This window comes from Variovorax sp. P5_A3, from assembly GCF_056400665.1.
Genome location: NZ_JBFUKW010000020.1, coordinates 133,364 through 152,823, shown reverse-complemented (window position 1 = coordinate 152,823; position 19,460 = coordinate 133,364). Strand labels below are relative to the sequence as shown.

General features: G+C 61.9%; 19 protein-coding genes and 4 pseudogenes. 10 read left to right on the top strand and 13 right to left on the bottom strand.

Features of this window, described 5'->3' with window-relative positions:
* Positions 1–7 precede the first annotated feature (7 nt).
* Positions 8–958: an N-formylglutamate amidohydrolase gene (locus AC1D3B_RS25950; RefSeq protein WP_478193537.1), complete on the bottom strand. Its 951-nt coding sequence runs from the start codon at positions 956–958 to the stop codon at positions 8–10.
* A 413-nt stretch (positions 959–1,371) separates the two neighbouring features.
* On the opposite strand from AC1D3B_RS25950, the gene AC1D3B_RS25945 reads away from it, so the two are divergent.
* Positions 1,372–2,103 carry a GntR family transcriptional regulator gene (locus AC1D3B_RS25945; protein WP_478193536.1) on the top strand — a complete coding sequence of 244 codons (732 nt, stop codon included), beginning with the start codon at positions 1,372–1,374 and terminating at the stop codon, positions 2,101–2,103.
* Positions 2,104–2,285: 182 nt separating this feature from the next.
* On the opposite strand, the gene AC1D3B_RS25940 is transcribed toward AC1D3B_RS25945, so the two are convergent.
* The 5 genes and pseudogenes from AC1D3B_RS25940 to AC1D3B_RS25920 form a co-directional block, all read right to left on the bottom strand.
* Positions 2,286–2,432: a transposase domain-containing protein gene (locus tag AC1D3B_RS25940; RefSeq protein WP_478193575.1), complete on the bottom strand. Its 147-nt coding sequence runs from the start codon at positions 2,430–2,432 to the stop codon at positions 2,286–2,288.
* A 75-nt stretch (positions 2,433–2,507) separates the two neighbouring features.
* Positions 2,508–3,064, bottom strand: a pseudogene (locus tag AC1D3B_RS25935) (IS66 family transposase); the annotation flags it as partial.
* A gap of 308 nt (positions 3,065–3,372) precedes the next feature.
* The gene (gene tnpB, locus AC1D3B_RS25930) at positions 3,373–3,705 is read right to left on the bottom strand and encodes an IS66 family insertion sequence element accessory protein TnpB (RefSeq protein ID WP_286565184.1); all 333 of its coding nucleotides are present in this window, start codon (positions 3,703–3,705) and stop codon (positions 3,373–3,375) included.
* Positions 3,702–3,908 carry a hypothetical protein gene (locus AC1D3B_RS25925; RefSeq protein ID WP_478193577.1) on the bottom strand — a complete coding sequence of 69 codons (207 nt, stop codon included), beginning with the start codon at positions 3,906–3,908 and terminating at the stop codon, positions 3,702–3,704. The genes tnpB and AC1D3B_RS25925 overlap by 4 nt, the downstream gene beginning before the upstream one ends.
* Positions 3,809–4,099 carry a transposase gene (locus tag AC1D3B_RS25920; protein WP_478193535.1) on the bottom strand — a complete coding sequence of 97 codons (291 nt, stop codon included), beginning with the start codon at positions 4,097–4,099 and terminating at the stop codon, positions 3,809–3,811. The genes AC1D3B_RS25925 and AC1D3B_RS25920 overlap by 100 nt, the downstream gene beginning before the upstream one ends.
* 173 nt (positions 4,100–4,272) lie before the next feature.
* On the opposite strand from AC1D3B_RS25920, the pseudogene AC1D3B_RS25915 reads away from it, so the two are divergent.
* Positions 4,273–4,479, top strand: a pseudogene (locus AC1D3B_RS25915) (transposase); the annotation flags it as partial.
* 284 nt (positions 4,480–4,763) lie between these two features.
* On the opposite strand, the gene AC1D3B_RS25910 reads toward AC1D3B_RS25915, so the two are convergent.
* Positions 4,764–5,783 (bottom strand): IS110 family RNA-guided transposase, encoded by a 1,020-nt coding sequence (locus AC1D3B_RS25910; RefSeq protein ID WP_478193534.1) that lies wholly within the window; start codon positions 5,781–5,783, stop codon positions 4,764–4,766.
* A 77-nt stretch (positions 5,784–5,860) separates the two neighbouring features.
* Between AC1D3B_RS25910 and AC1D3B_RS25905 the strand changes: the two are divergent.
* A pseudogene (locus AC1D3B_RS25905) lies at positions 5,861–6,640 on the top strand (IS5 family transposase); the annotation flags it as partial.
* A gap of 151 nt (positions 6,641–6,791) precedes the next feature.
* Here the strand turns inward: AC1D3B_RS25905 and AC1D3B_RS25900 are convergent.
* A pseudogene (locus tag AC1D3B_RS25900) lies at positions 6,792–7,313 on the bottom strand (IS5 family transposase); the annotation flags it as partial.
* 232 nt (positions 7,314–7,545) lie between these two features.
* Positions 7,546–8,487 carry a LysR family transcriptional regulator gene (locus tag AC1D3B_RS25895; protein ID WP_478193574.1) on the bottom strand — a complete coding sequence of 314 codons (942 nt, stop codon included), beginning with the start codon at positions 8,485–8,487 and terminating at the stop codon, positions 7,546–7,548.
* Positions 8,488–8,596: 109 nt separating this feature from the next.
* On the opposite strand from AC1D3B_RS25895, the gene AC1D3B_RS25890 reads away from it, so the two are divergent.
* On the top strand, positions 8,597–10,108 hold the full coding sequence (locus AC1D3B_RS25890) for a CoA-acylating methylmalonate-semialdehyde dehydrogenase (RefSeq protein WP_478193533.1): 1,512 nt from the start codon (positions 8,597–8,599) through the stop codon (positions 10,106–10,108).
* A gap of 404 nt (positions 10,109–10,512) precedes the next feature.
* Here AC1D3B_RS25890 and AC1D3B_RS25885 read toward each other — a convergent pair whose 3' ends face one another.
* Positions 10,513–11,301, bottom strand: coding sequence for a GntR family transcriptional regulator (locus AC1D3B_RS25885; protein ID WP_478193532.1), 789 nt, complete (start codon positions 11,299–11,301; stop codon positions 10,513–10,515).
* A 152-nt stretch (positions 11,302–11,453) separates the two neighbouring features.
* Between AC1D3B_RS25885 and AC1D3B_RS25880 the strand changes: the two genes are divergently transcribed.
* From AC1D3B_RS25880 to AC1D3B_RS25855, 6 genes are read left to right on the top strand one after another with little or no spacing between them, the layout of a single operon-like run.
* Entirely contained in the window at positions 11,454–11,771 is a 318-nt protein-coding gene (locus AC1D3B_RS25880) for a heme-binding protein (protein ID WP_478193573.1), read from the top strand.
* Positions 11,764–12,528: an SDR family oxidoreductase gene (locus AC1D3B_RS25875; protein ID WP_478193531.1), complete on the top strand. Its 765-nt coding sequence runs from the start codon at positions 11,764–11,766 to the stop codon at positions 12,526–12,528. Before AC1D3B_RS25880 ends, AC1D3B_RS25875 begins: the two co-directional genes overlap by 8 nt.
* A 43-nt stretch (positions 12,529–12,571) precedes the next feature.
* Positions 12,572–13,558, top strand: a complete 987-nt coding sequence (locus AC1D3B_RS25870; protein WP_478193530.1) for a Bug family tripartite tricarboxylate transporter substrate binding protein — start codon at positions 12,572–12,574, stop codon at positions 13,556–13,558.
* A gap of 11 nt (positions 13,559–13,569) precedes the next feature.
* Positions 13,570–13,887, top strand: coding sequence for an NIPSNAP family protein (locus AC1D3B_RS25865; RefSeq protein WP_478193529.1), 318 nt, complete (start codon positions 13,570–13,572; stop codon positions 13,885–13,887).
* Between the two features lie 41 nt (positions 13,888–13,928).
* A complete protein-coding gene (locus AC1D3B_RS25860) occupies positions 13,929–14,870 on the top strand; it encodes a thiamine pyrophosphate-dependent dehydrogenase E1 component subunit alpha (protein WP_478193528.1) in 942 nt (313 codons plus the stop codon).
* Entirely contained in the window at positions 14,867–15,850 is a 984-nt protein-coding gene (locus AC1D3B_RS25855; RefSeq protein WP_478193527.1) for an alpha-ketoacid dehydrogenase subunit beta, read from the top strand. Before AC1D3B_RS25860 ends, AC1D3B_RS25855 begins: the two co-directional genes overlap by 4 nt.
* A gap of 307 nt (positions 15,851–16,157) precedes the next feature.
* On the opposite strand, the gene AC1D3B_RS25850 is transcribed toward AC1D3B_RS25855, so the two are convergent.
* From AC1D3B_RS25850 to AC1D3B_RS25840, 3 genes are all read right to left on the bottom strand, one after another.
* On the bottom strand, positions 16,158–17,498 hold the full coding sequence (locus AC1D3B_RS25850) for a metal-dependent hydrolase family protein (protein WP_478193526.1): 1,341 nt from the start codon (positions 17,496–17,498) through the stop codon (positions 16,158–16,160).
* Positions 17,499–17,588: 90 nt separating this feature from the next.
* A complete protein-coding gene (locus AC1D3B_RS25845) occupies positions 17,589–18,371 on the bottom strand; it encodes an alpha/beta fold hydrolase (RefSeq protein WP_478193572.1) in 783 nt (260 codons plus the stop codon).
* Positions 18,372–18,378: 7 nt separating this feature from the next.
* Positions 18,379–19,248, bottom strand: a complete 870-nt coding sequence (locus tag AC1D3B_RS25840) for a fumarylacetoacetate hydrolase family protein (protein ID WP_478193525.1) — start codon at positions 19,246–19,248, stop codon at positions 18,379–18,381.
* Between the last annotated feature and the right edge of the window lie 212 nt (positions 19,249–19,460).

The window sequence follows — 19,460 nt, the reverse complement described above, 5'->3', positions numbered from 1 at the left end:
TCCCCCCTCATGCCGCAATTTGCCGACAGGCGCGATCGGCAAACCTGTGAAGAATGTGTGTGGCATCGCGTTGGACGCGATCGAAACCTTCGGTCTTTCGGAAGGTCTTCGTGTCCATGAACAACTTCTTGTTGATCTCGATGAAGATGCTTTCGACTCCGCCTGCAGGATCTCCATGGCGGAGGTTGATCTCGCCACCCACGTAAGGAAAGTTCACTGAGCAAGAGTAGCCAAGATCCACGATCAGCGCACGTGTGAATTCGAGAGCTTCCGGCGAGCAGGTCTTGCCGTCCACGTTGCCGATGCAGAAGTCGGCTCGCTGTTGACCCGCGTCGGGATGAGTCGGAGCGCCGACCGCCGACATGCAATGGCAACTGAGGTGGTACGCGAAGCCGAACGCGGATTTCTGTCGAGAAACGACCTGCGAGAGTTCGGCGTGATAGGGGCGATAGTAACCATCCAGGCGCTCCTCGACCTCTGCCACCGTCAACTTGCGTTCGTGCACGGGCTCGCCGTAGCGCGACTTCGACTTCAAGAGGCCCAGGCCTCGTTCGGAGACTGTGGGCTGGAGGGGAACCGGCCACACTCCCTCGATGAGGTCGGCGTCAATATCGAGTTCGTTGCGATTGGCATCGATCCAGAAGCTTGGAAACGACGCGTAGAGCAAGGTCCCCCCGACCTTGGGTGTGCTACCCCAAATTTGATCCACGTACATAGAGACGTTGTCGTGCAGCGTCGTGAATGGAACCATGGAACGAAACTCCTCCGGGTACTCGCGCCCGCTGCGCGAGACGTCGACCACCAGAGGCAGAGGCGTTGAGGTTGGGTCGAAGCGTTGGAAGATGCCGCGTTCGATGTGAATCGTCATATGAATAGCCCTTTCAATGGAAGAAAAGTCGCCACAAGCGGATGAGGCGCGGATGGGCGGCGAACGAAGCAGAGGCAGTTCGGCCTCCACGCTCGATGCCCGGAACTGGGGTTGGCATGCGGCGTCTCGGACCTGGACTGGCCCTTGGTGTCGCACGCTGGTTGACAGCCGGCAGTGACCGATTCCCTCGGAAATGCTGGAAATGCCCTTCAGGGGGCGGCGAGAGGCGATAGCTGGCCGCCATGCGCCGCGCCAGGTGTCTCGGGGCGCAAGCCTCACCAGCGGAAGTGAGTGCTGTTCGATCTAGGGTGTCTTGCAAGGCCGTCACGATAATTTGGATTCTTCCATAAATTATCGAAAATATAAACAAGATTCGAAAGTACGAGACTTGTTACAATCGACTGAGGGCATCGATATGGTGCGGGCAGAATCATGGGGTCGGAGCTGTCAGCAGCGGGCCGGATCCAAGTTCGCGACCGAGAGAACCGGAAAATTTCGAAAATATGACTACCGACCCACAGTCCACGACTGGCGGCTACGGGGGTGAGGCTGGGGCAGCCGAGCACACGGACGACAAAGCCACCCTCGCGGCCCGCGTGTATGAGCAAATCCGCGATGACATCGTCCTGGGCGTCCTGCCACCAGGCCGCAAGCTGACACTGGACGCATTGAAGGATCGGTACGGATTGGGTATGACCCCGCTTCGTGAGGCCCTCTATCGGCTGTCGGCGTCAATGCTGGTCACGGTGGAGGACAGGCGTGGCTTCCGGGTTGCCGCGGCGTCTCCGGAGCATTTGGCGGAGGTCATCGAGATGCGCGGAGAGGTCGAGACACTGCTCCTTAGGAACGCCTTCAAGTATGCTGATTTGAGCTGGGAGACGCGAATCGTTTCAGCCTTCCATCGCTTGCAGCGCACCGCCGAATACAAGCCCAACTACGGGCCGTACACTTCGGAATGGGAGGCCGCCCATCGTGGGTTTCACTTGGCCTTGCTTTCTGCCGCTCGCTTGCCGATGCTCCAGGACTTTCATCAGACTCTCTGGGATCACTCGGCCCGCTATCGCAATCTCGCCCAGGCGGTCGATGTCAGCACAGCAGTGTTTGAAGGCCACCAACAACTCATGGATGCCGTGGTTGCACGCGATGAGGAGCTTGCCTGTGTGCTCCTTAGACGCCACGTTTCGCTTGCGACGGCCAACATCATGACCCGACTCTTCCCGCAGGTCCAAAAGTAGAACTTGTCAGTTAGGTTGGCGCGTGTCTGCGTATCCACTTGTCGTCGCCTTCGATCCTTTTTCTCCTGAAGTGGACGCGCTCACCCCCTCACCCCAGCGTCGATGCGCTGATATCCATGCGGTACCGAAAGACAGATCTACGTAAGCGTACGGCGAACCCGTCTTGACGACGGACACGGGAGTCAGTGCGTGGCGAGTCCTGTGTGCCAGCGGTGAGGCAGCAAGTCGTCGATCCGGCTTGCCGGGTGGGTCGGCAGCCGCTCGAGGACATCCTTCAGGTACGCATAGGGATCGTGCCCGTTGATGCGTGCCGAGTGAACCAAGCTCATGATGGCCGCAGCGCGCTTGCCCGCTCGCAGGCTGCCGGCGAACAACCAGTTGCCCCTTCCAAGAGCAATCGGGCGGATCTGGTTCTCCACCCAGTTGTTCGAGATCGGCACGTCACCGTCCTCGATGTACCGCGTCAATGCGGGCCAGCGCTTGAGGCTGTAGTCAATGGCTTTGATCGTGGCGGAACCTGCTGCCTCTGCAGGAGAAGCCACTTGTAGAGCAACGCGGCCACCCGACGCGACTTGCGCTTGCGAATTCGTCGTCGCTCGTCCGGGGGAAGTTGGTCGTGCTTCGTCTCGATCTTGAACAGCAACTGGAAGTACAGCAGCGCCTTCTCGCCGACCTTGCTGCCATGGTTGGCCCACAGCTCGTGGAACTTGCGGCGTGCGTGCGCCATGCAATTTGCAGCCGTCACGCCCTTCTCGATGGTCGCGTTGTAGCCCGAGTAGCCGTCGGTGACGAGCGTGCCCTTCCAAGGGGTGTCGCCGTCCTGGCCGAGGAACTTGCGCACGTTCTCGCCGCTGCGCGTCTCGGCGAAGTTGAACACCACCGCCTTCGTCGAGTTGAAGCTGGTCGTGCAGTAGCTCCAGATGTAGGCCTTGTAGGTCTTCTTGTTGCCCGGCTTGAGCATGGCCACCGGCGTCTCGTCGGCGTGCAGCACGTGGTGGCGAACTTCAGCCGCTTGAGCACCGCCATCTCGTGCGTGAGCTTGTCGATCAGGGTTTGCTTGAACGCAGTCTCGCGTCGCGCTCTCTCGAGTTCAACGGCCTTGTCGCGCAGTTGCTCGTCCTTGGCCGACAGCTCGCTCATCAGCGCCAGTAATGCTTGGCGCATCTGCTCCGGATCCAACGAGTCCAATGGCTGGGAGGCGATCACGGGGGGTGATCGTGCCAGATGAAGTGCGCCAGTGGCATCGGAACATTCATCGATTGCGCATCCCTACAGAACGCGGATGATTCCAGCCTCGCCGATGCGTTGCCATGGCAATCCCAGAACGAGTGCGTTGAGCTGCGGTCTGCTGAGCGACAGCGTCCCCGTCATGTCGTGTGGCCAGACGAACTTGCCGGCGTTCAGTCGCCTCGCGGCCAACCAAACGCCAATACCATCGTGCACGAGGACCTTCATGCGATTGGCGCGACGGTTGGCAAAGAGGTAAGCGTGATGTGGCCGGGCTTCACCGAAGACCTTCACCACACGGCCCAATGCCGCTTCGGTGCCGGCGCGCATGTCCATCGGTTCGACCGCTAACCAGACGGCGTCAATACGGATCACCGCAGCAACTCGCGAAGCCAGGTCCCGCACTCGGCAGCAAGTGCTGCCGGCCAGGTCACCACGACAGTCGTCGAGCCGCGCCGGACTTCCATGCGGATGTCGCTCACTGCGGCGACTGGTGCGGGCAGTTGCACGGGCACGAACGACGACGAAGACTTGAGCTCTGCGCTGCGCAAGGGCTTGGGTGTGTTGCCTTCCGCCATGCTGGCCGTGGGCACCTCCGCGACACGTACCAGCGACGCAGCAGGTTTGCATTGATGCCCAGAGACATCGCTACAGATGCCATTGAGACGCCGGGCTGCGCGGCTGAGGCGACTGCATTGGCCTTGAACTCGTCGCTGTGCAGTCGGCGGCGCCGCCGATCGCCGGATGCTTGAGGAGAGATAGTGTGCACGTGTCCACCAAGAGTTAGTGGATACGAGCATCCTTTGCTCCTACTGCGAATTCAAGATGGGTTCGCCGGACGCTTACAGATCTACTAGGGAGACGCTGATTTATTCAGCGTCGCGTCCTCGCAGCGGGCGAGCGATGCGTTGTTGATCGAACGCCCAGGAGGTCATGACGACGATGAGCCAACGCAGCTTTGCCAGCGCCGAGTACGCGATGAAGAAGAAGCGCACGCGGCGCGAGAAATTCCTCGCCGAGATGGAGCGCATCGTGCCCTGGGCACGGCTGATCGCCGTGATCGAACCGCTGTACCCCAAGAGCGGGCGCGTGGGTCGACAACCGATCGGCGTGCCCAAGATGCTGCGCATGTACTGTCTTCATGTATGGACCCGACGCCTTTTGCAAGCTCTCGTTGATGATGAGAAACGGTCTGCACACATGTATTCGGCTTGCTTGATGGGCGACCGATACACGCCCGCAGCCTTGATGAGATCCGCGCACCCCGGCCTTATCAGCAGTACGGCTTGAGATATTCAGCCGACAGACAGTACAGGCTCCCGGGACGCTGGTTCAACCAATTTCGTCATCGCGCTCGAGAAGCATCGCAAACCAGTGCTGGGCTTTTTTCCTCCCTCCGTTCTTCATGTTATGAATTGCGCAAGACTGTTGGTTCAGCCAGCGACTCCGAATGGCGCGTCGCTGCTCAGCAATGCTTGCACCACCCGCGCATTCTTGTTTGCCAAGGCCACCACCGCGCGGTTGTACCCACGTCTGACGATCAGTTCCTGAAGCCAACGGCTACGCGCGTCGTTCTTGCCGGCAACATAGATCAGCACAGCGCGCGCTCCTTGGATCAGTAGCGTGCGCAGGTAGGTGTTGCCACGCTTGCTGATACCTCTGAGGCACGACTTCCCGCCCGACGAATACTGCTTGGGCACAAGACCGAGCCAAGCCGCAAGGTGCCGGCCATTCTTAAACTCCTTGGCCTCCCCGACGGCTGCAACCAGTGCGGTCGCCGTGATCGGTCCGATACCGGCCACGGCAGCGATCTTCTTGCACAGAGTCGATTGCTTCATAAACGACTTGATGTGGGCCTCCGCGCGGTCGATCCGACTTTCGAGCGCGTGGAATTCCTGGAAGAGCTCTATCATGAGCGCCTGACAGAAGGAAGTGAGTTCGCCTTCGCACTCCTTGAGGATGGCGGGCATGGCGTGCCTGAACGCGGCCGGGGACTTGGCGATCGTGATGCCGCGCTCGCCGAGCAAGCCTCTGACCTGGTTGATGAGTGCCGTGCGTTGATGGATCAGCAATTCGCGAACGCGATGCACCGCCTGTATGTCCTGTTGCTCGACCGACTTCACCGTGACGAAGCGCATCGCCGGCCGGGAAGCCGCCTCAACAATCGCCTCTGCATCGTTGCGATCGTTCTTGTTCGTCTTGACGAACGGCTTGACGTACTGCGGACTGATGAGGCGCACCTCCACACCCAATTCCAGTTGGAAGCGTCGAGCCCAGTGGTGAGCCGAACTGCATGCTTCCATGACCACGACACGGGGTCGAAGCTCTCGCACAGCACTAACAAGAGCAGGCCGTCCAACCTTCGCGCGATGTACGGCGTGGCCGTGTCGATCGGCGCCGTGCAACTGGAACACACGTTTGGCCAAGTCGATGCCGAGCATATCGATTTCCATGACGGACCTCCAGGCTATGAGGGTAGTTATGAGACGCTCAGTCTCCCCGAAGGGTGGCGTCGGGTCCATCCCATTAGCAATGGTACGGCCTGGCCGACGAGGCGCTCGAAGACGCTCTGTACGACAGTCAGGCGCTGCGCGACTTCGTAGGCATCGATCTGTCGCGCGAATCCGTGCCTGACGCGACGACATTGCTGAAGTTCCGGCGCCTGCTGCAAGACAACGATCTCACTCGCGCGCTGTTCGAGGAAATCAACGCGCACCTCGCTGAGCAGGGGCTACTGATGCGCGCGGGTACGATTGTGGACGCGACCATCATCGCTGCGCCCAGCTCGACGAAGAATCAGGACAAGGCGCGCGACCCCGAGATGCACCAGACCAAGAAGGGAAACGCCTGGCACTTTGGCATGAAGAGCCATATCGGCGTGGACGCCGAGTCGGGGCTGGTGCACTCGGTGATCGGCACGGCCGCCAATGTGGCCGACGTCACGCAAGCCGGTGCCCTTCTGCATGGGGACGAAGCACATGCCTTCGGCGATGCAGGCTACCGCGGCGTGGACAAGCGCGAGGAAGCGCAGGGGCCGCACTGGTATGTGGCGCAGCCGGGCAAGCGACGAAAGCTGGACCTCACGCGCCCGTGGGCGCGGCTGCTGGAGCAGGCCGAGCAGTTGAAGGCCAGTGTGCGTGCGAAGGTCGAGCATCCATTCCACGTCGTGAAGAACTTGTTCCGGCACAAGAAGGTGCGCTACAAGGGCCTGGCAAAGAACGAGGCGCAGCTTTTCAGTCTGTTCGGGCTGGCCAACCTGGTCATCGCAAAGAGGCGATTGCTGGCACTGGATACCCGAGGTGCGTCTTGAGAGCGCAAAACAACCTCGAAAGAGGCTCCAGACATCGCGACAAATGCCCTTGTGCTGTCATAGAGCGCGTCGAAGTCGTCGCCGCGATGCGGGTCGACCTCAACGTGCACGATGCGGCTCATAGATCAGCGTGTCCTTAACGAGTAGACTCCTTCTTGGCCTGATGCATCTCCGGGTCGCGCTCGCCTTCGGCGTTCTTGGTCGAACTGGGCGCGGCGATCAGCGTGGCGTCCACCGCAGTGCCGGTGCGCAGCAACAGGCCCTTGGCCTGAAGGATGTCGTTGATCAACCGCAGCATGTCGACGGCCAGGTCGTGAGCCTCCAGCAGATGGCGAAACCGCAGGATGGTGGTCTCGTCGGGCAAGCGGCTGACGCCGTCGCCCAGCCCGGCGAACTCTCGGTACAGCGGCACGTCGTGCAGCGCCTCTTCCATCGCCGGGTCGCTCAGTCCGAACCACTGCTGCAAGTAGTGAATGCGCAGCATCGTCTCGATCGCAAATGGCGGGCGGCCAGTCTTGGCCCGAGGGCTGTGCGGCTCGACGATCTGCACCAGCGCGCTCCACGGAACCACCCGATCCATCTCATCGAGGAACTCGCGCTTGCGCGTCTTCTTCGTCGACAGGTTCAGGCCGAGGCCCAGCTGATTCGGGGGAGTCACGCGTTTCGCAATCATGAGCAGATCATGCAAGGCTCGGGCCTGTTTTGCAGACTATCCCAAGCGTCGGCACCGCTGCACAGCGGGGCTCATTTCGATATGTCTCACCAAAAACCCCTCGGCCGCCTTCTGAATCGGAACCTCATGCCGATGTTGCAGCCACTGACGGCCAACGTGACAACGCCGACATACAGCCGCAGGCTGCATGAAAGAGGCGACAACTACCTTGAGGCGCGCCAATACTCGCACGCTAACTTTTCCCCCCGACCCCCCCGCGCAGAGCTTCGCGAAGATAGCGCACCAACAAGCCGACCGCCTTCGGAGTATGAGGAGAATAGGGCCGCATGGCGAAAAGCTTGTCGGCGAAAGTCCCTGTGGGTCGCCAACGCGTCAGGACTTTCAAAAGTCGACCACTTTCAATTCCGGATTGGGCAGTGAAGTCTGGAATCAACGCAATTCCGAGCCCGGCCTCCGCTGCATGGCGCAACGCTTCACTGTTGTTTGCAGCCATGGGTCCAGCAATCGGAACTGTGATCCGCGTGCCTTCCTTTGCCACCCGCGGCTCAAACGACCAAACGATCTCGCCTTGGCCCCGGGGATAGTGCAGACATCGGTGTTTGCCGAGATCTTGAGGCGCTTGGGGCGTACCGTACTTGTCGACGTAATCTTTGCTGGCGACGAGGACGGCCCGCGTTTCACACAAGAGCCACGCTACCTGGGTATCAGGCGCTTCGGCGGCATGCCGGATCGCCAGATCGAATCCCTCTGTCGCCAAGGACGCGAGGCGATCTGACATCTCAATCTCAAGGCGAATCGATGGATGCGAGTCGAGAAAAGTCGTCAGTAACGGAACGATCTTTTGACGACCAAGCGCCACGGGCATCGTTACCCGAACCAAGCCTCGCGCTTCGCCTGTAGCGTCTTTCGCGCCCAAGAAGCTCTGTGAGATCTGCTCATAGGGCGCGCGAGTCTCGTCTACCAGTCGCTGCCCCGCCGCGGTGAGGCGGACACTGCGCGTAGTGCGATGGACCAAAACAGTACCGACGGCTCGTTCAAGTTCCGCGATGCGTTGGCTCATCGCTCCTTTGCTGACGCCTAGCCGATTGGCGGCGGCCGTAAAGGTCCTCTGCTCCGCCAGCACAATCAGCCAGTGCAGGTGTGACCACAGCGATTCGATCTTCTGGGCGTCCATCCCCGCATTGTTCACCAGAATGAACAATCGGTTCGCCGGACGCCTATTGGTCTTGCAGGAGCTGCTTTCTAGACTTGTCTCCATCACTACCCACACCCAGGAGCAGACTGTGCACCCCAATCCTATCGATCATTTCATCGACGGCCGGAGGGTCGCAAACACCTCCGGCCGCACGCAGGACGTCACCAACCCGGCAACGGGCGCGGTAACCGGGGTTGCCGGGTTGGCAAGTCAGGCTGAGGTGGGCGCCGCCGTTGCAGCGGCCCAGGCCGCCTTCCCGGCCTGGGCCGACACGCCACCGATTCGTCGCGCGCGCGTCATGTTCAAGTTCCTTGCATTGCTCAACGAGCGCAAGGATGAGCTTGCGAGGCAGATCACCGCCGAGCACGGCAAGGTCTTCACCGACGCCCAAGGCGAGGTCAGCCGTGGTATCGACATTGTAGAGTTCGCATGCGGCATCCCGCAGCTGCTCAAGGGCGACTTCACCGACCAGGTCTCCACCGGCATCGACAACTGGACCTTGCGCCAGCCGCTCGGCGTGGTGGCCGGCATCACGCCCTTCAACTTCCCGGTGATGGTGCCGATGTGGATGTTCCCGGTGGCGATCGCCGCCGGCAACACCTTCGTACTCAAGCCCAGTCCGACCGACCCCAGCCCCTCGCTGCGCATGGCCGAACTGCTCAAGGAGGCCGGGCTGCCCGACGGCGTCTTCAATGTCGTGCAGGGCGACAAGGAGGCGGTCGACGCGCTGCTGGAGCACCCGGATGTGAAGGCCATCAGCTTCGTCGGCTCGACCCCGATCGCCAACTACATCTACGAGACGGGCGCCCGCCACGGCAAGCGCGTGCAGGCCCTGGGCGGCGCCAAGAACCACATGGTCGTGATGCCCGACGCCGACATCGAGCAGACGGTCGACGCCCTGATCGGCTCGGGCTACGGCTCGGCCGGCGAGCGCTGCATGGCGATCTCGGTGGCGGTGCTGGTGGGCGACGTGGCCGACCGCGTGCTGCCGCTGCTGACCGAGCGGGCGAAGACGCTCAAGGTGCTCAACGGCACCAACCTGGCCGCCGAGATGGGCCCGATCGTGACGCGCGCGGCGCACGAGCGCATCACGGGCTACATCGCCCAGGGCGAGAAGGAAGGCGCCAAGCTGGTGGTGGACGGCCGCGGCTTCGACGCCAGCGCCGCCGGCGAAGGCTGCGGCGAGGGCTTCTGGATGGGCGGCACGCTGTTCGACCACGTCACGCCCGAGATGCGGATCTACAAGGAAGAGATCTTCGGCCCCGTGCTGTCCTGCGTGCGGGTGCATGACCTCAAGGAAGCGGTGGACCTGATCAACGCCCATGAGTTCGGCAACGGCGTCTCCTGCTTCACGCGCGACGGCAACGTGGCGCGCGAGTTCAGGCGGCGCATTCAGGTCGGCATGGTGGGCATCAACGTGCCGATCCCGGTGCCAATGGCCTGGCACGGCTTCGGCGGCTGGAAGAAGAGCCTGTTCGGCGACATGCACGCCTACGGCGAGGAAGGCGTGCGCTTCTACACCAAGCAGAAGTCGATCATGCAGCGCTGGCCGGAGAGCATCGGCAAGGGGGCGGAATTTGTAATCCCTACCGCGAAATGAGGTGAGACAGGGGAGCGCCCGCGACCTACAAGCAGCACAATTCTGCCGCGGGACCCGTACTCAGGCCGCTTCGCAAGTGCGCCCGTATCGCCAGCTTCGGCCGCCGGGTCGAAAGTTCCAATTCTTCGAACGCCGCAGCCATCAACGGACTTTCCACCGGCTACGTCTCTACCCACCCGAGTGAAATATGCGGCGGATAAGGCCAAATCCTCGCCCCGAGATCGCCCGACATCTGGAGCGAAGCGTCTGGCCTGCAAGGACTCGCGTTCTTTGAAACTTGCGTGGACCAAGGGTTTACGCGGCTGAACAGCCTGAGGCTGCACTCATATGATTGATCAAACATCAATCATATGCGAGCCCAAATCATCTCTTGCATACAACCGACGCGCTTCCACGCGGCCGCGTCAGATGGCTTGGCTTTTCTGCCTGCGTTGCCGTGCTGGCGCCGCATTAGGCGCTTCAGGCAAGGACTCACCGGGACCGCCGAACTGCAAGGCACGGATGGTGTCGGCTGCCACAGTGATGTCCGCGACGATCGCCGCACGCAGCGACTCCTTCTGACCCCTGGTCAGCGCAGAAATGATCTGCGCATGATTTCTTCCAGAATCCTCGAAGCCTGCCGGGCTGAAGCATGCACGGATGAGCGGTCCAACGCGCACCCAGAGTTTTTCGATGATGGACAGTACAAAGGCACTCGCGCCCAGTCGATACATGGCGAAGTGGAATTCGAAGTTGCCATTCAAGTAGGCATCGGCGTCCCCTGCAAGCGCGGCGGCCCTCATCTCCGCGTCCAACGTCTTGAGACGAGCCACGAGCTCGCGGCTCACGTGCTCCGTCGCGTGCGAGGCTGCGACGCCTTCGATGTGGCAACGCAAATCTGTAAGTTCATCGAACTCGCGCCGAGAAAGCATGGGAACGATGACGGTGCGATTGGGCCTCAGCTCCAATGCACCCTCCGCGATCAGCCGATTCATGGCCTCGCGCGCCGGCATCACGCTCGCGCTGTGCATGGCAGAAATCGCCTTCACGGTGACCGACTGCCCGGGTTGGAAGTGCCCGTTCATCAGTGCATTGCGCACCGACTGGGTGACCTGCTCTCGCATCGTCGTGCTCTCCACCGGCTTCAATGTGGGAAGCGGGCGCAGGCGGGCTTGATCAATATTTGTTGTGGTTTGACGCATGGCAAAAAGCAAGATAGCACGCTTTGCTGGATCAGGAAGGTAGACGAATGCTCTCCCAGCTGATTCTTTCGATAAATGACGCGAAGCAGATCACCGGAGCCTGCCGAGCCAAGGCAAAGGCGCAGAACGTCATTGCGATCGTTGATGGCGGGGCCACCTAATGTATCTGGAGCGCATGGACAACACGAAAAAGGCGTCAAGCCTCATTGCGTTCGAAAGGGCCAAGACCGCCCCACCGTTCAAGCGCCCCTCAGCAAGCAATCGAAGACTTCGTCGCCGCGGGACGCACGGCAATTCTGATTCCATCCGGCGCGATCCCAATCGAAGGCGGGCTCCCATTGGCCTACGACGGCCAGTTCCTCGGAGCCATACGAATCTCCCATGTTCAGTCCTTCGAGGACGGAATCATTGCCGCCGCGGGGATCGCATTCTTCGAAACCTCCAGTCCTCCCCATCCACCCACCGAGGAAACCCATGACTGAAACGACCCAGGACAAACCCATTGCCATCGTCACTGGCGGAAGCCGAGGTATCGGCCGCGCCGTCTCAGTCGCCCTGGCGCGCCAAGGCTGGAACGTTGCATTCAGCTATGTGGCGAACGCTGCGGCAGCCGAGGAAACCACCTCGATGATCAACAACGCTGGGGGCCGCGCGCTAGCCGTCAAAGCAGACATGACGTCACCCGACGACATTGCACAACTGTTCAAGGCAACGCTCGACGCCTTCGGTCGGCTCGACGCACTCGTGAACAACGCCGGCATCGTGGGTGGTCAACACTCGATCCTCGACGCGGATCCCGCGCATCTGCGAAGCGTCTTCGAAGCCAACGTGATTGGCAGTTTCATGTGCGTAGCCAAAGCCGCGCGGACGATGTCCACGCAGAAAGGCGGCCAAGGTGGATCGATCGTCAATATGTCGTCCGCCGCGTCGCGCCATGGCGGCATGCCACTCGAGGCGCACTATGCGGCATCGAAAGGCGCGATCGACAGTTTCACACTCGCCTTGGCGAAGGAACTGCCGCCGCACGGCATACGCGTCAACGCCGTCCGTCCCGGCTTGATCAACACCGAGATTCACGAAGTCCATGGTGGACAGGAACTCATCGCCCGCGTCGCACCCACGGTCCCAATCGGTCGCGCCGGTACCGCGGACGAGGTCGCCGAAGTGGTGGCCTTCCTGTGCGGACCGCTGTCGAGCTATGTGCATGGCGCACTGCTGGATGTGTCCGGCGGCCGCTAGAACTGCTGCTGCTTCCCAGATCGAAATCGACAGGAGACAAACCATGAAACGCAGAAGCCTCATTGCCGGCGCAGCCGGCCTCACCGCATCGCTCGCGCTGCCTTCGGTATGGGGTCAGGGCGGTGCATACCCCAACAAGCCGATCAAGGTGATCGTCCCGTATGCCGCCGGGATCTCCCCCGACGTGGTGGCGCGCATCCTCGGAGACAAACTGAGCCAGGCGCTGGGGCAGCCAGTGATCGTCGACAACCGCGCGGGTGCAGGCGGCATGATCGGCGCGGAGGCAGCGGCTGCCCTGCCTGCTGACGGCTACAACCTCTTCTTCACGGTCAAGGGAGTGATGGCGATCGCGCCGCATCTCTATCCCAACGCGAAGTACCACCCGCTGACAGACTTCAAGTCGATCACCCAAGTACTGATCGTCCCGCACATCCTCACCGCTACTCCCAATGCGCCCTTCAACACGATGGCGGAGATGGTCGACTATGCGAAGCGCACCCCGGGGAAGATCGACTACGCATCGGCAGGGGTCGGTTCGCAGCCACACGTGGCCCTTGAAGCCTGGGCTCGCCGACTCGGCATCCAGCTGACGCACATTCCCTACAAAACGAATCCGTCGCCCGACGTCATGAGCGGCGTGGTCAGTCTCTACCTCGAAGCGGCCACAACCGCTATCCCGTCGATTCAAGGCAACCGGATCAAAGCCTTGGCGGTCTCGGGTGCCGAACGGGTCCCGAGTCTGCCCAACGTACCGACGGTGACGGAGTACAACGCCACGCTCGATCCCAGCGGTGTGATCGGAAACTCGTGGCATGGTCTGTTCACTCCCACCGGCACGCCTGATGAGATCGTCAATCGGCTCAACGTCGAACTGGTCAAGATCGTCAAATCTGAAGAGGTCCAGGCGCGCTTGCGCACGCTGGGCCTGACGCCTACCGGCACCGCGCCGGCCGCCTTGGCCTCTGGAATGGCGTCCGACTATGCCTATTGGGGCAAGCTCATCAACGAGCTCGGCATCAAGGTCGAGTAAGGGGCGCGCACGTGATCGTCGAACACCGCACCTACACCATCAAGGCCCTGCGAATGGGCGACTTCCTCGAGTTGTACGAGCGCGCAGCGCTTCCCCTGCAACGGAAGTACCTCGGCCACCTCGTAGGGTTCTTTGTCTCTGAGATCGGCCCCCTGAATGAGGTGGTTCACCTCTGGGCATTCGACAGCCTGGCGGAGCGCGAAAGGCGCCGCAAGGCCATGGAGGACGACGCGGCCTGGTCGCTTTATCGCAATGAACTGCGGGCATTGAACATCATCGTCGAGCAGGACTCGAAGATCCTCAAATCCGTTTCCTTTTCGCCGGTATGAGTCCAAGCTGTCAAGACGCCTCGCCAGTGGAGGTGCTTTCCATGGTGCGCACCATGCACCTCATTCGGGAATTCGAAGAGGCGGCGGGTTCGGCACTCAAGGCTGACGATGTGCGCGGTTCGGTGCATCAATATACGGGCGAAGAAGCGATCGCCACCGGGGTCTGCTTTGGGCTCTCGCGGCAGGACTTTGTTTCGAGTTACCACAGGGGACACGGCCACGCCATCGCCAAAGGAGTGTCTCCTGCGAAGATGATGCGCGAGCTCTTCGGGCGGCAGGGCGGCACCTCCAACGGCAAAGGCGGTTCGATGCATATCGCCGATTTTTCGATGGGAATGCTCGGCGCCAACGGCGTCGTGCCCGACGGCGTCACGATTGCTGTCGGTGCGGCCCATGCGATCAAGATGCAGGGCAAGCCCGAGATCGTCGTCGCCTTCTTTGGCGACGGGGCGATGAACCGGGGCCCGCTGTTTGAGGCCTTCAACTGGGCCAAGCTCTTCGAGCTTCCAGTGCTCTTCGTGTGCGAGGACAACGGCTACTCTGTGACGCTCCGCACCAAGGATGTGACCGGCGGCCCTCCTGCGGTGGATCGGGTTCCGTCCTTCGGCATTCCGGTATCCAGCGTCGACGGAAACGACGTGGTGGCGGTGGAGCGTAACGCCCGAGAACTTATCGACATGGTCAGGTCCGGCGCCGGGCCACACTTCCTTCACGCCACAACGCATCGTTGGCATGGCCATCTTGCGCATGACCGTCAGCTCTATCGGGATCCTGTGGACATCGAAGGCGTGAGGCAATTCGATTGCATCCTCCATGCCGAGCGGTGGCTTGCTGCTCGTGAGGTTCCGCGCGCGCAGCTCGACGCCTTGAGAGACGAATGTCACTCCAAGATTTCGGATGCCGTCGTTGAAGCCGCACGGGCGCCTTTTCCCGAGGCCTCGAGCGCCTTCACGGATGTGCAGGACATCGGGAGCCCGGCATGACCCGATTGACCTACGCGCAAGCCGGGTGTCTTGCACTTCGACAGGAAATGGAACGTGACCCGAAGGTCTGGGCGCTTGGTGAGGACCTGGGCCCAGACGGCGGGGTCGCTGGCCAGTATCTCGGATTGCAGAAGCTCTTCGGGCCCGAGCGCATCGTCGATACCCCGATCTCCGAATCCATGATCATGTCGGCAGCCATCGGTTCCGCACTGCTCGGCATGCGTCCGATCGCGGAACTTCGATACGCCGACTTCGCGTTCTGTGCGGCCGACGAAATCATCAACCAGGCGGCCAAGGTGCGTTACATGCTGGGCGGCCAGATACGCGTCCCCATGGTCATCCGGCAGCCGATCGGCATGCGATGGGGCATGGCCGCACAACACTCGCAGAGCAACGAGAACCTGTGGGTCGGGACGCCCGGCCTCGTGGTCGTGGCTTCGGCAACACCTGCCGACAACCATGGATTGCTCAAGGCTGCCATACGCGCCGATGACCCGGTGGTCTTCATGGAACACAAGGAGCTGTGGCTGGAGACGGACGACGTGGACGAGAGCGCGGGTCCGATCGAACTCGGCAAGGCTGCAGTACGGCGCAAGGGAGCGGATATCACCTTGGTGAGTTGGTCCAGCACGGCGAACTCCTGCGTGCTGGCCGCGGGGCTCCTGGCCGAGCGAGGCATCGACGCCGAGGTGATCGATCTGCGCACCCTGTGGCCTTGGGACCGCGATACCGTCTTCTTGTCCGTCGAGAAGACCGGGCGCGTTCTGGTCGCCCACGAGTCCCCGCGCACGGGCGGGTTCGGCGGCGAGGTGCTGGCCGAGATCGCGGAGGTCTTCTTCGGCAAGCTCAAGGCGGCACCGACGCGTCTCGGCGCACCACGAATTCCGGTGCCCTATTCAAAGCCGCTCGAAGATCTTTGCCGCGTCGGTCCTGTGGAGATTGCTTCAGCGGTTGCAAAGCTCTGCCGCGCCACTGCATAGCGCCGCCGACATGTCGCAACCGTGTGCCCGTCTCGACTACGGCCGGCGATGGCCTACCTCGCAGGCCGGCTCACGCTCGACCGCCGCCTGGCGCGCGATCCGGGTGCAATCGATCAGCGGGGAGCACAGGGATCTGGCAGCCGGATGATCTCTTCACAAGAGGCGATCGGTATCCACAAGACGCTCGATGCACCTGCTCGGCCCCACCCACGGACGGCAGCAAAAAAGGGCTTCAGGCCGGCATCCTGAAGCCCCTCTTCGAGCAGTCGATACGCCGCACCGTCCGAAGCGTGGAGGCGCGCTTCGCTTAGTGCATTTCGGCGAGCGCTTCGCGAACGCCGGTTTCCTGCAGCGGTGAATCGGCCCCATCCAAGTGCAGCGCCGCTTCCGCGGGTACTGGTGTGGCGCAGTCCTTGTGAATCACCCCGTCCTTCATTACGAGTTGCACCTTGGCAGGGTCCGTGAGAAGGGCCAGGTTCTGCAACGGGTCACCATCGACGAGAACGATGTCCGCCAGGAACCCCGCCTTGAGCTGGCCGAGTTCGTCGGGACGCAGCATGATCTGGCCCCCGAGCTTGGTTGCTGCCAAAAGAGCTTCCTTCGGCGTCATGCCGATGTAGTCCACGAAGTACTGCAGGTCGTTCGCATTGGTGCCGTGAGGCATCCATGCGAAGCCATAGTCGCCCCCCGGAAGGATTCGGATGCCACGCTTGTGCATTTCGCGAAGCGAAGCGGAAGCGACCTCAAGCTCGCGCTTGTAGCCCATCTGCGTTGCGACGGCCTCGGTGATGCCGTACTCGGCGGCGTTGTACGTGGTGCGGATCAGCCAGCCGATACCGGGTGCGACGAAGTGCTTATCCTTCGCGGCTTCGAGCATATCCAAGGCTTCGCTGTCCGCGAAGCTTGCGTGGTAGACCATCTCGATGCCATGGCGCACGCACTGCTTGACCGACTCGCTCGACCGCGCATGCGCAGCCATCCGCTTGCCGTACCGCTTGGCCTCCTGTGCCAGCATCGCCACCTCGTCTTCCGAGAACGGCGACATCTCGGCCGGCAGGCCAGCGATGTACTCGCCCGACAGGTTGATCTTCAGGTGATCCACGCCGTACTTGATGAAGGTGCGGGCCGACTTGCGAATCTCTTCCGGACCGCTGCAGACGCTGCCGAAGCTCAACTCCTCGAACTTCATGTGCGGCAGGGTGTTGTCGCCCAGCGCGCCGATGGTCGTGATCTCCTGACTGCCGGCCAAGTAGCGCGGCCCCGGGAATTCGCCCGCATCGATCGCGTTGCGCAGCACGACATCGAGCCGCGGCTTGGCAGCGGCCGCGCCGATCGCTGAGGTCCAGCCCATGTCGAGGTATCGTTTCGCCACCCGTACGCACCAGAGCATGTGTTCTTCGGGCGGCATGAACTGGATGGCAGCCAGCGAAGGCTGATCGTTCCACGAAAAGTGGGTATGGGCCTCGGTCATGCCGGGCATGAGGAAGCGGCCTCTGCCCTCGATCACGCGCGCGTCATCGGTGCTCACGCGCTTGGGCGCACGGGTCACCTCGACGATGCGGTTGCCTTCGACGAGAACGTCGCCGGTGTAGGTGTCCTCGCCCGTGCCGTCGAAGATGCGGACGTTTGTAAATGCGATGCGGGTCATTTCTGTCTCCTTGAAGTCACCGTGGGGTGACAGGTTACGGTTGCAAAGATTCGCGGTGAAGGAATGGCGAAGGCTTCAAACCTTTGCCGACTAACGAATGCCCTGGTGGAAGCGCTGCAGGTGTTCCACGCATTGCTTTGGCCGCTCGAAGGGGGTCCAGTGCCCACATCCCTCGAGCACGAACTGTTCGCTTCCCTCGATCCGTCCGGCCATCAAGGCAACATTGGCAGCCGGTGCCACGCCGTCCTGGTCGCCAGTCACGAGCAGCGTCGGCACGCTGATGTGTTCGATTGCGGCGGACTGTGCCGCCGCCAGCGCCTCGCAGCTCTGGGCGTATCCCTCAGGGGGCTGGCGCATGACAATCTCGCGGATCAGGGCAAGCACCGCAGGTTGCTCAGCCTTCGTTTCCTTGGCGGTTGCTGCCTGGACGATCTGGTTCGCAATTTCCTGCATGGCGGGAACACCGGTACGCGCCAACTGCGCGCGGGCGAGCGTGCCCGCCCGAGCTGCATCCGGCGGAGCAACCAACGGCCCGAACAGGGCAAGCGAATGCACACGGCCAGGATGGTCGACCGCAAGGTGCTGCGCGATGACCGTGCCCAGCGAATGAGCCATGACGTGGACCGCCTTGAGCTCCAGCGCATCGAGCAGTCCTACCAGCGCCTCAACGTAACCAGCGATCGACAGCGCGTTGTGCGGCAGCTGCGACCGTGCGCTTCCCGGAAGGTCGGGACGAATCGTCTTGAACCCTGCCGTCGCCGCGAGAAGCGGCGTCCACACATTGGAGGAGCCGCCAAGGCCGTGGATGCACAACAGTGCGTCCCCTTCCCCATCGACTTCGACTGCCATCCCGTTCAGATATTGCGTGCTCATCGGGGCCTCAAACGAACTTGTTCTCGATCGCGCCGAGCTGGTCAATTTCGACCCGGACGACGTCGCCTGCCTTCAGGTAGCGCGGAGGCGACATGCCCATGCCGACGCCTGCAGGCGTTCCCGTGGCGATCACGTCACCCGGGTAGAGGGAAATGCCGCGCGAGATGGTCTCGATCAATGTCGGGATGTCGAAGATCATGTTCTCGGTGGGGCCATCCTGGCGCAGTTCGCCGTTCACCCAGCACCGCACCCGAGTCTTGGTGCCGTCGAACTCATCCGCCGTCACGATCCACGGGCCCATAGGACAGAAGGTGTCGAAGGACTTTCCCATGTCCCACTGGCCGTGGCGCATCTGGACATCGCGAGCCGTGACGTCGTTGACCACCGTGTAGCCGAAGACGTGGTCCATGGCAGCCGCGCGGGTGATGTTCTTGCCACCCTTGCCGATGACAACAGCCAGTTCGGCTTCGTAGTCGATCTGGGTCGAGACCTCGCTGGGCACCAGCACGTCGTCGTGCGGGCCGACCACGCACTCGGGTACCTTGGTGAAGACGATCGGCCATTCGTCGGTCTTCGCAGCGTTGTCCTTGAAGACGGAAGCCGACAGTTCCTTGGCGTGGGCATGGTAGTTCCGGCCCACGCACCAGAGGTTGCGACGCGGCTTTGGCAGCGGCGCGTCGAGCTCGACATCCGCAACCTTGACGGTCGCGCTGCCTTTCGGTGGGATCTGTCCACCTGCTGCAAGCGCTTCAATCAGGGAAAGCGCTCCCCGGTCGGCCTGGTCGGCTGGAACGTCCAGGGCGGTGATGGTCTGTCCGTCGGCGGACACCAGGCCAACCTGGCGACGGCCTTCGATGAGATATGTTGCGATGCGCATGGGGCTGCTCCTGTCGGTTTGGTGGTTTCTCGGCTACCGCGCCCCGACTTTTGAGTGATCGCGGCGCATGGGGAGACTTTAGGAATTTGGTCGAATTCGCGCTTATCAGGCGATCCAGCGGCGTATCGAAGAGTCTTCCCAAGTACTAAGGACTTACCCGAGTTCCACCTTCCAAAGGCGCTTCGCAGGGGAACAATGGGCGCCTGTCTGGA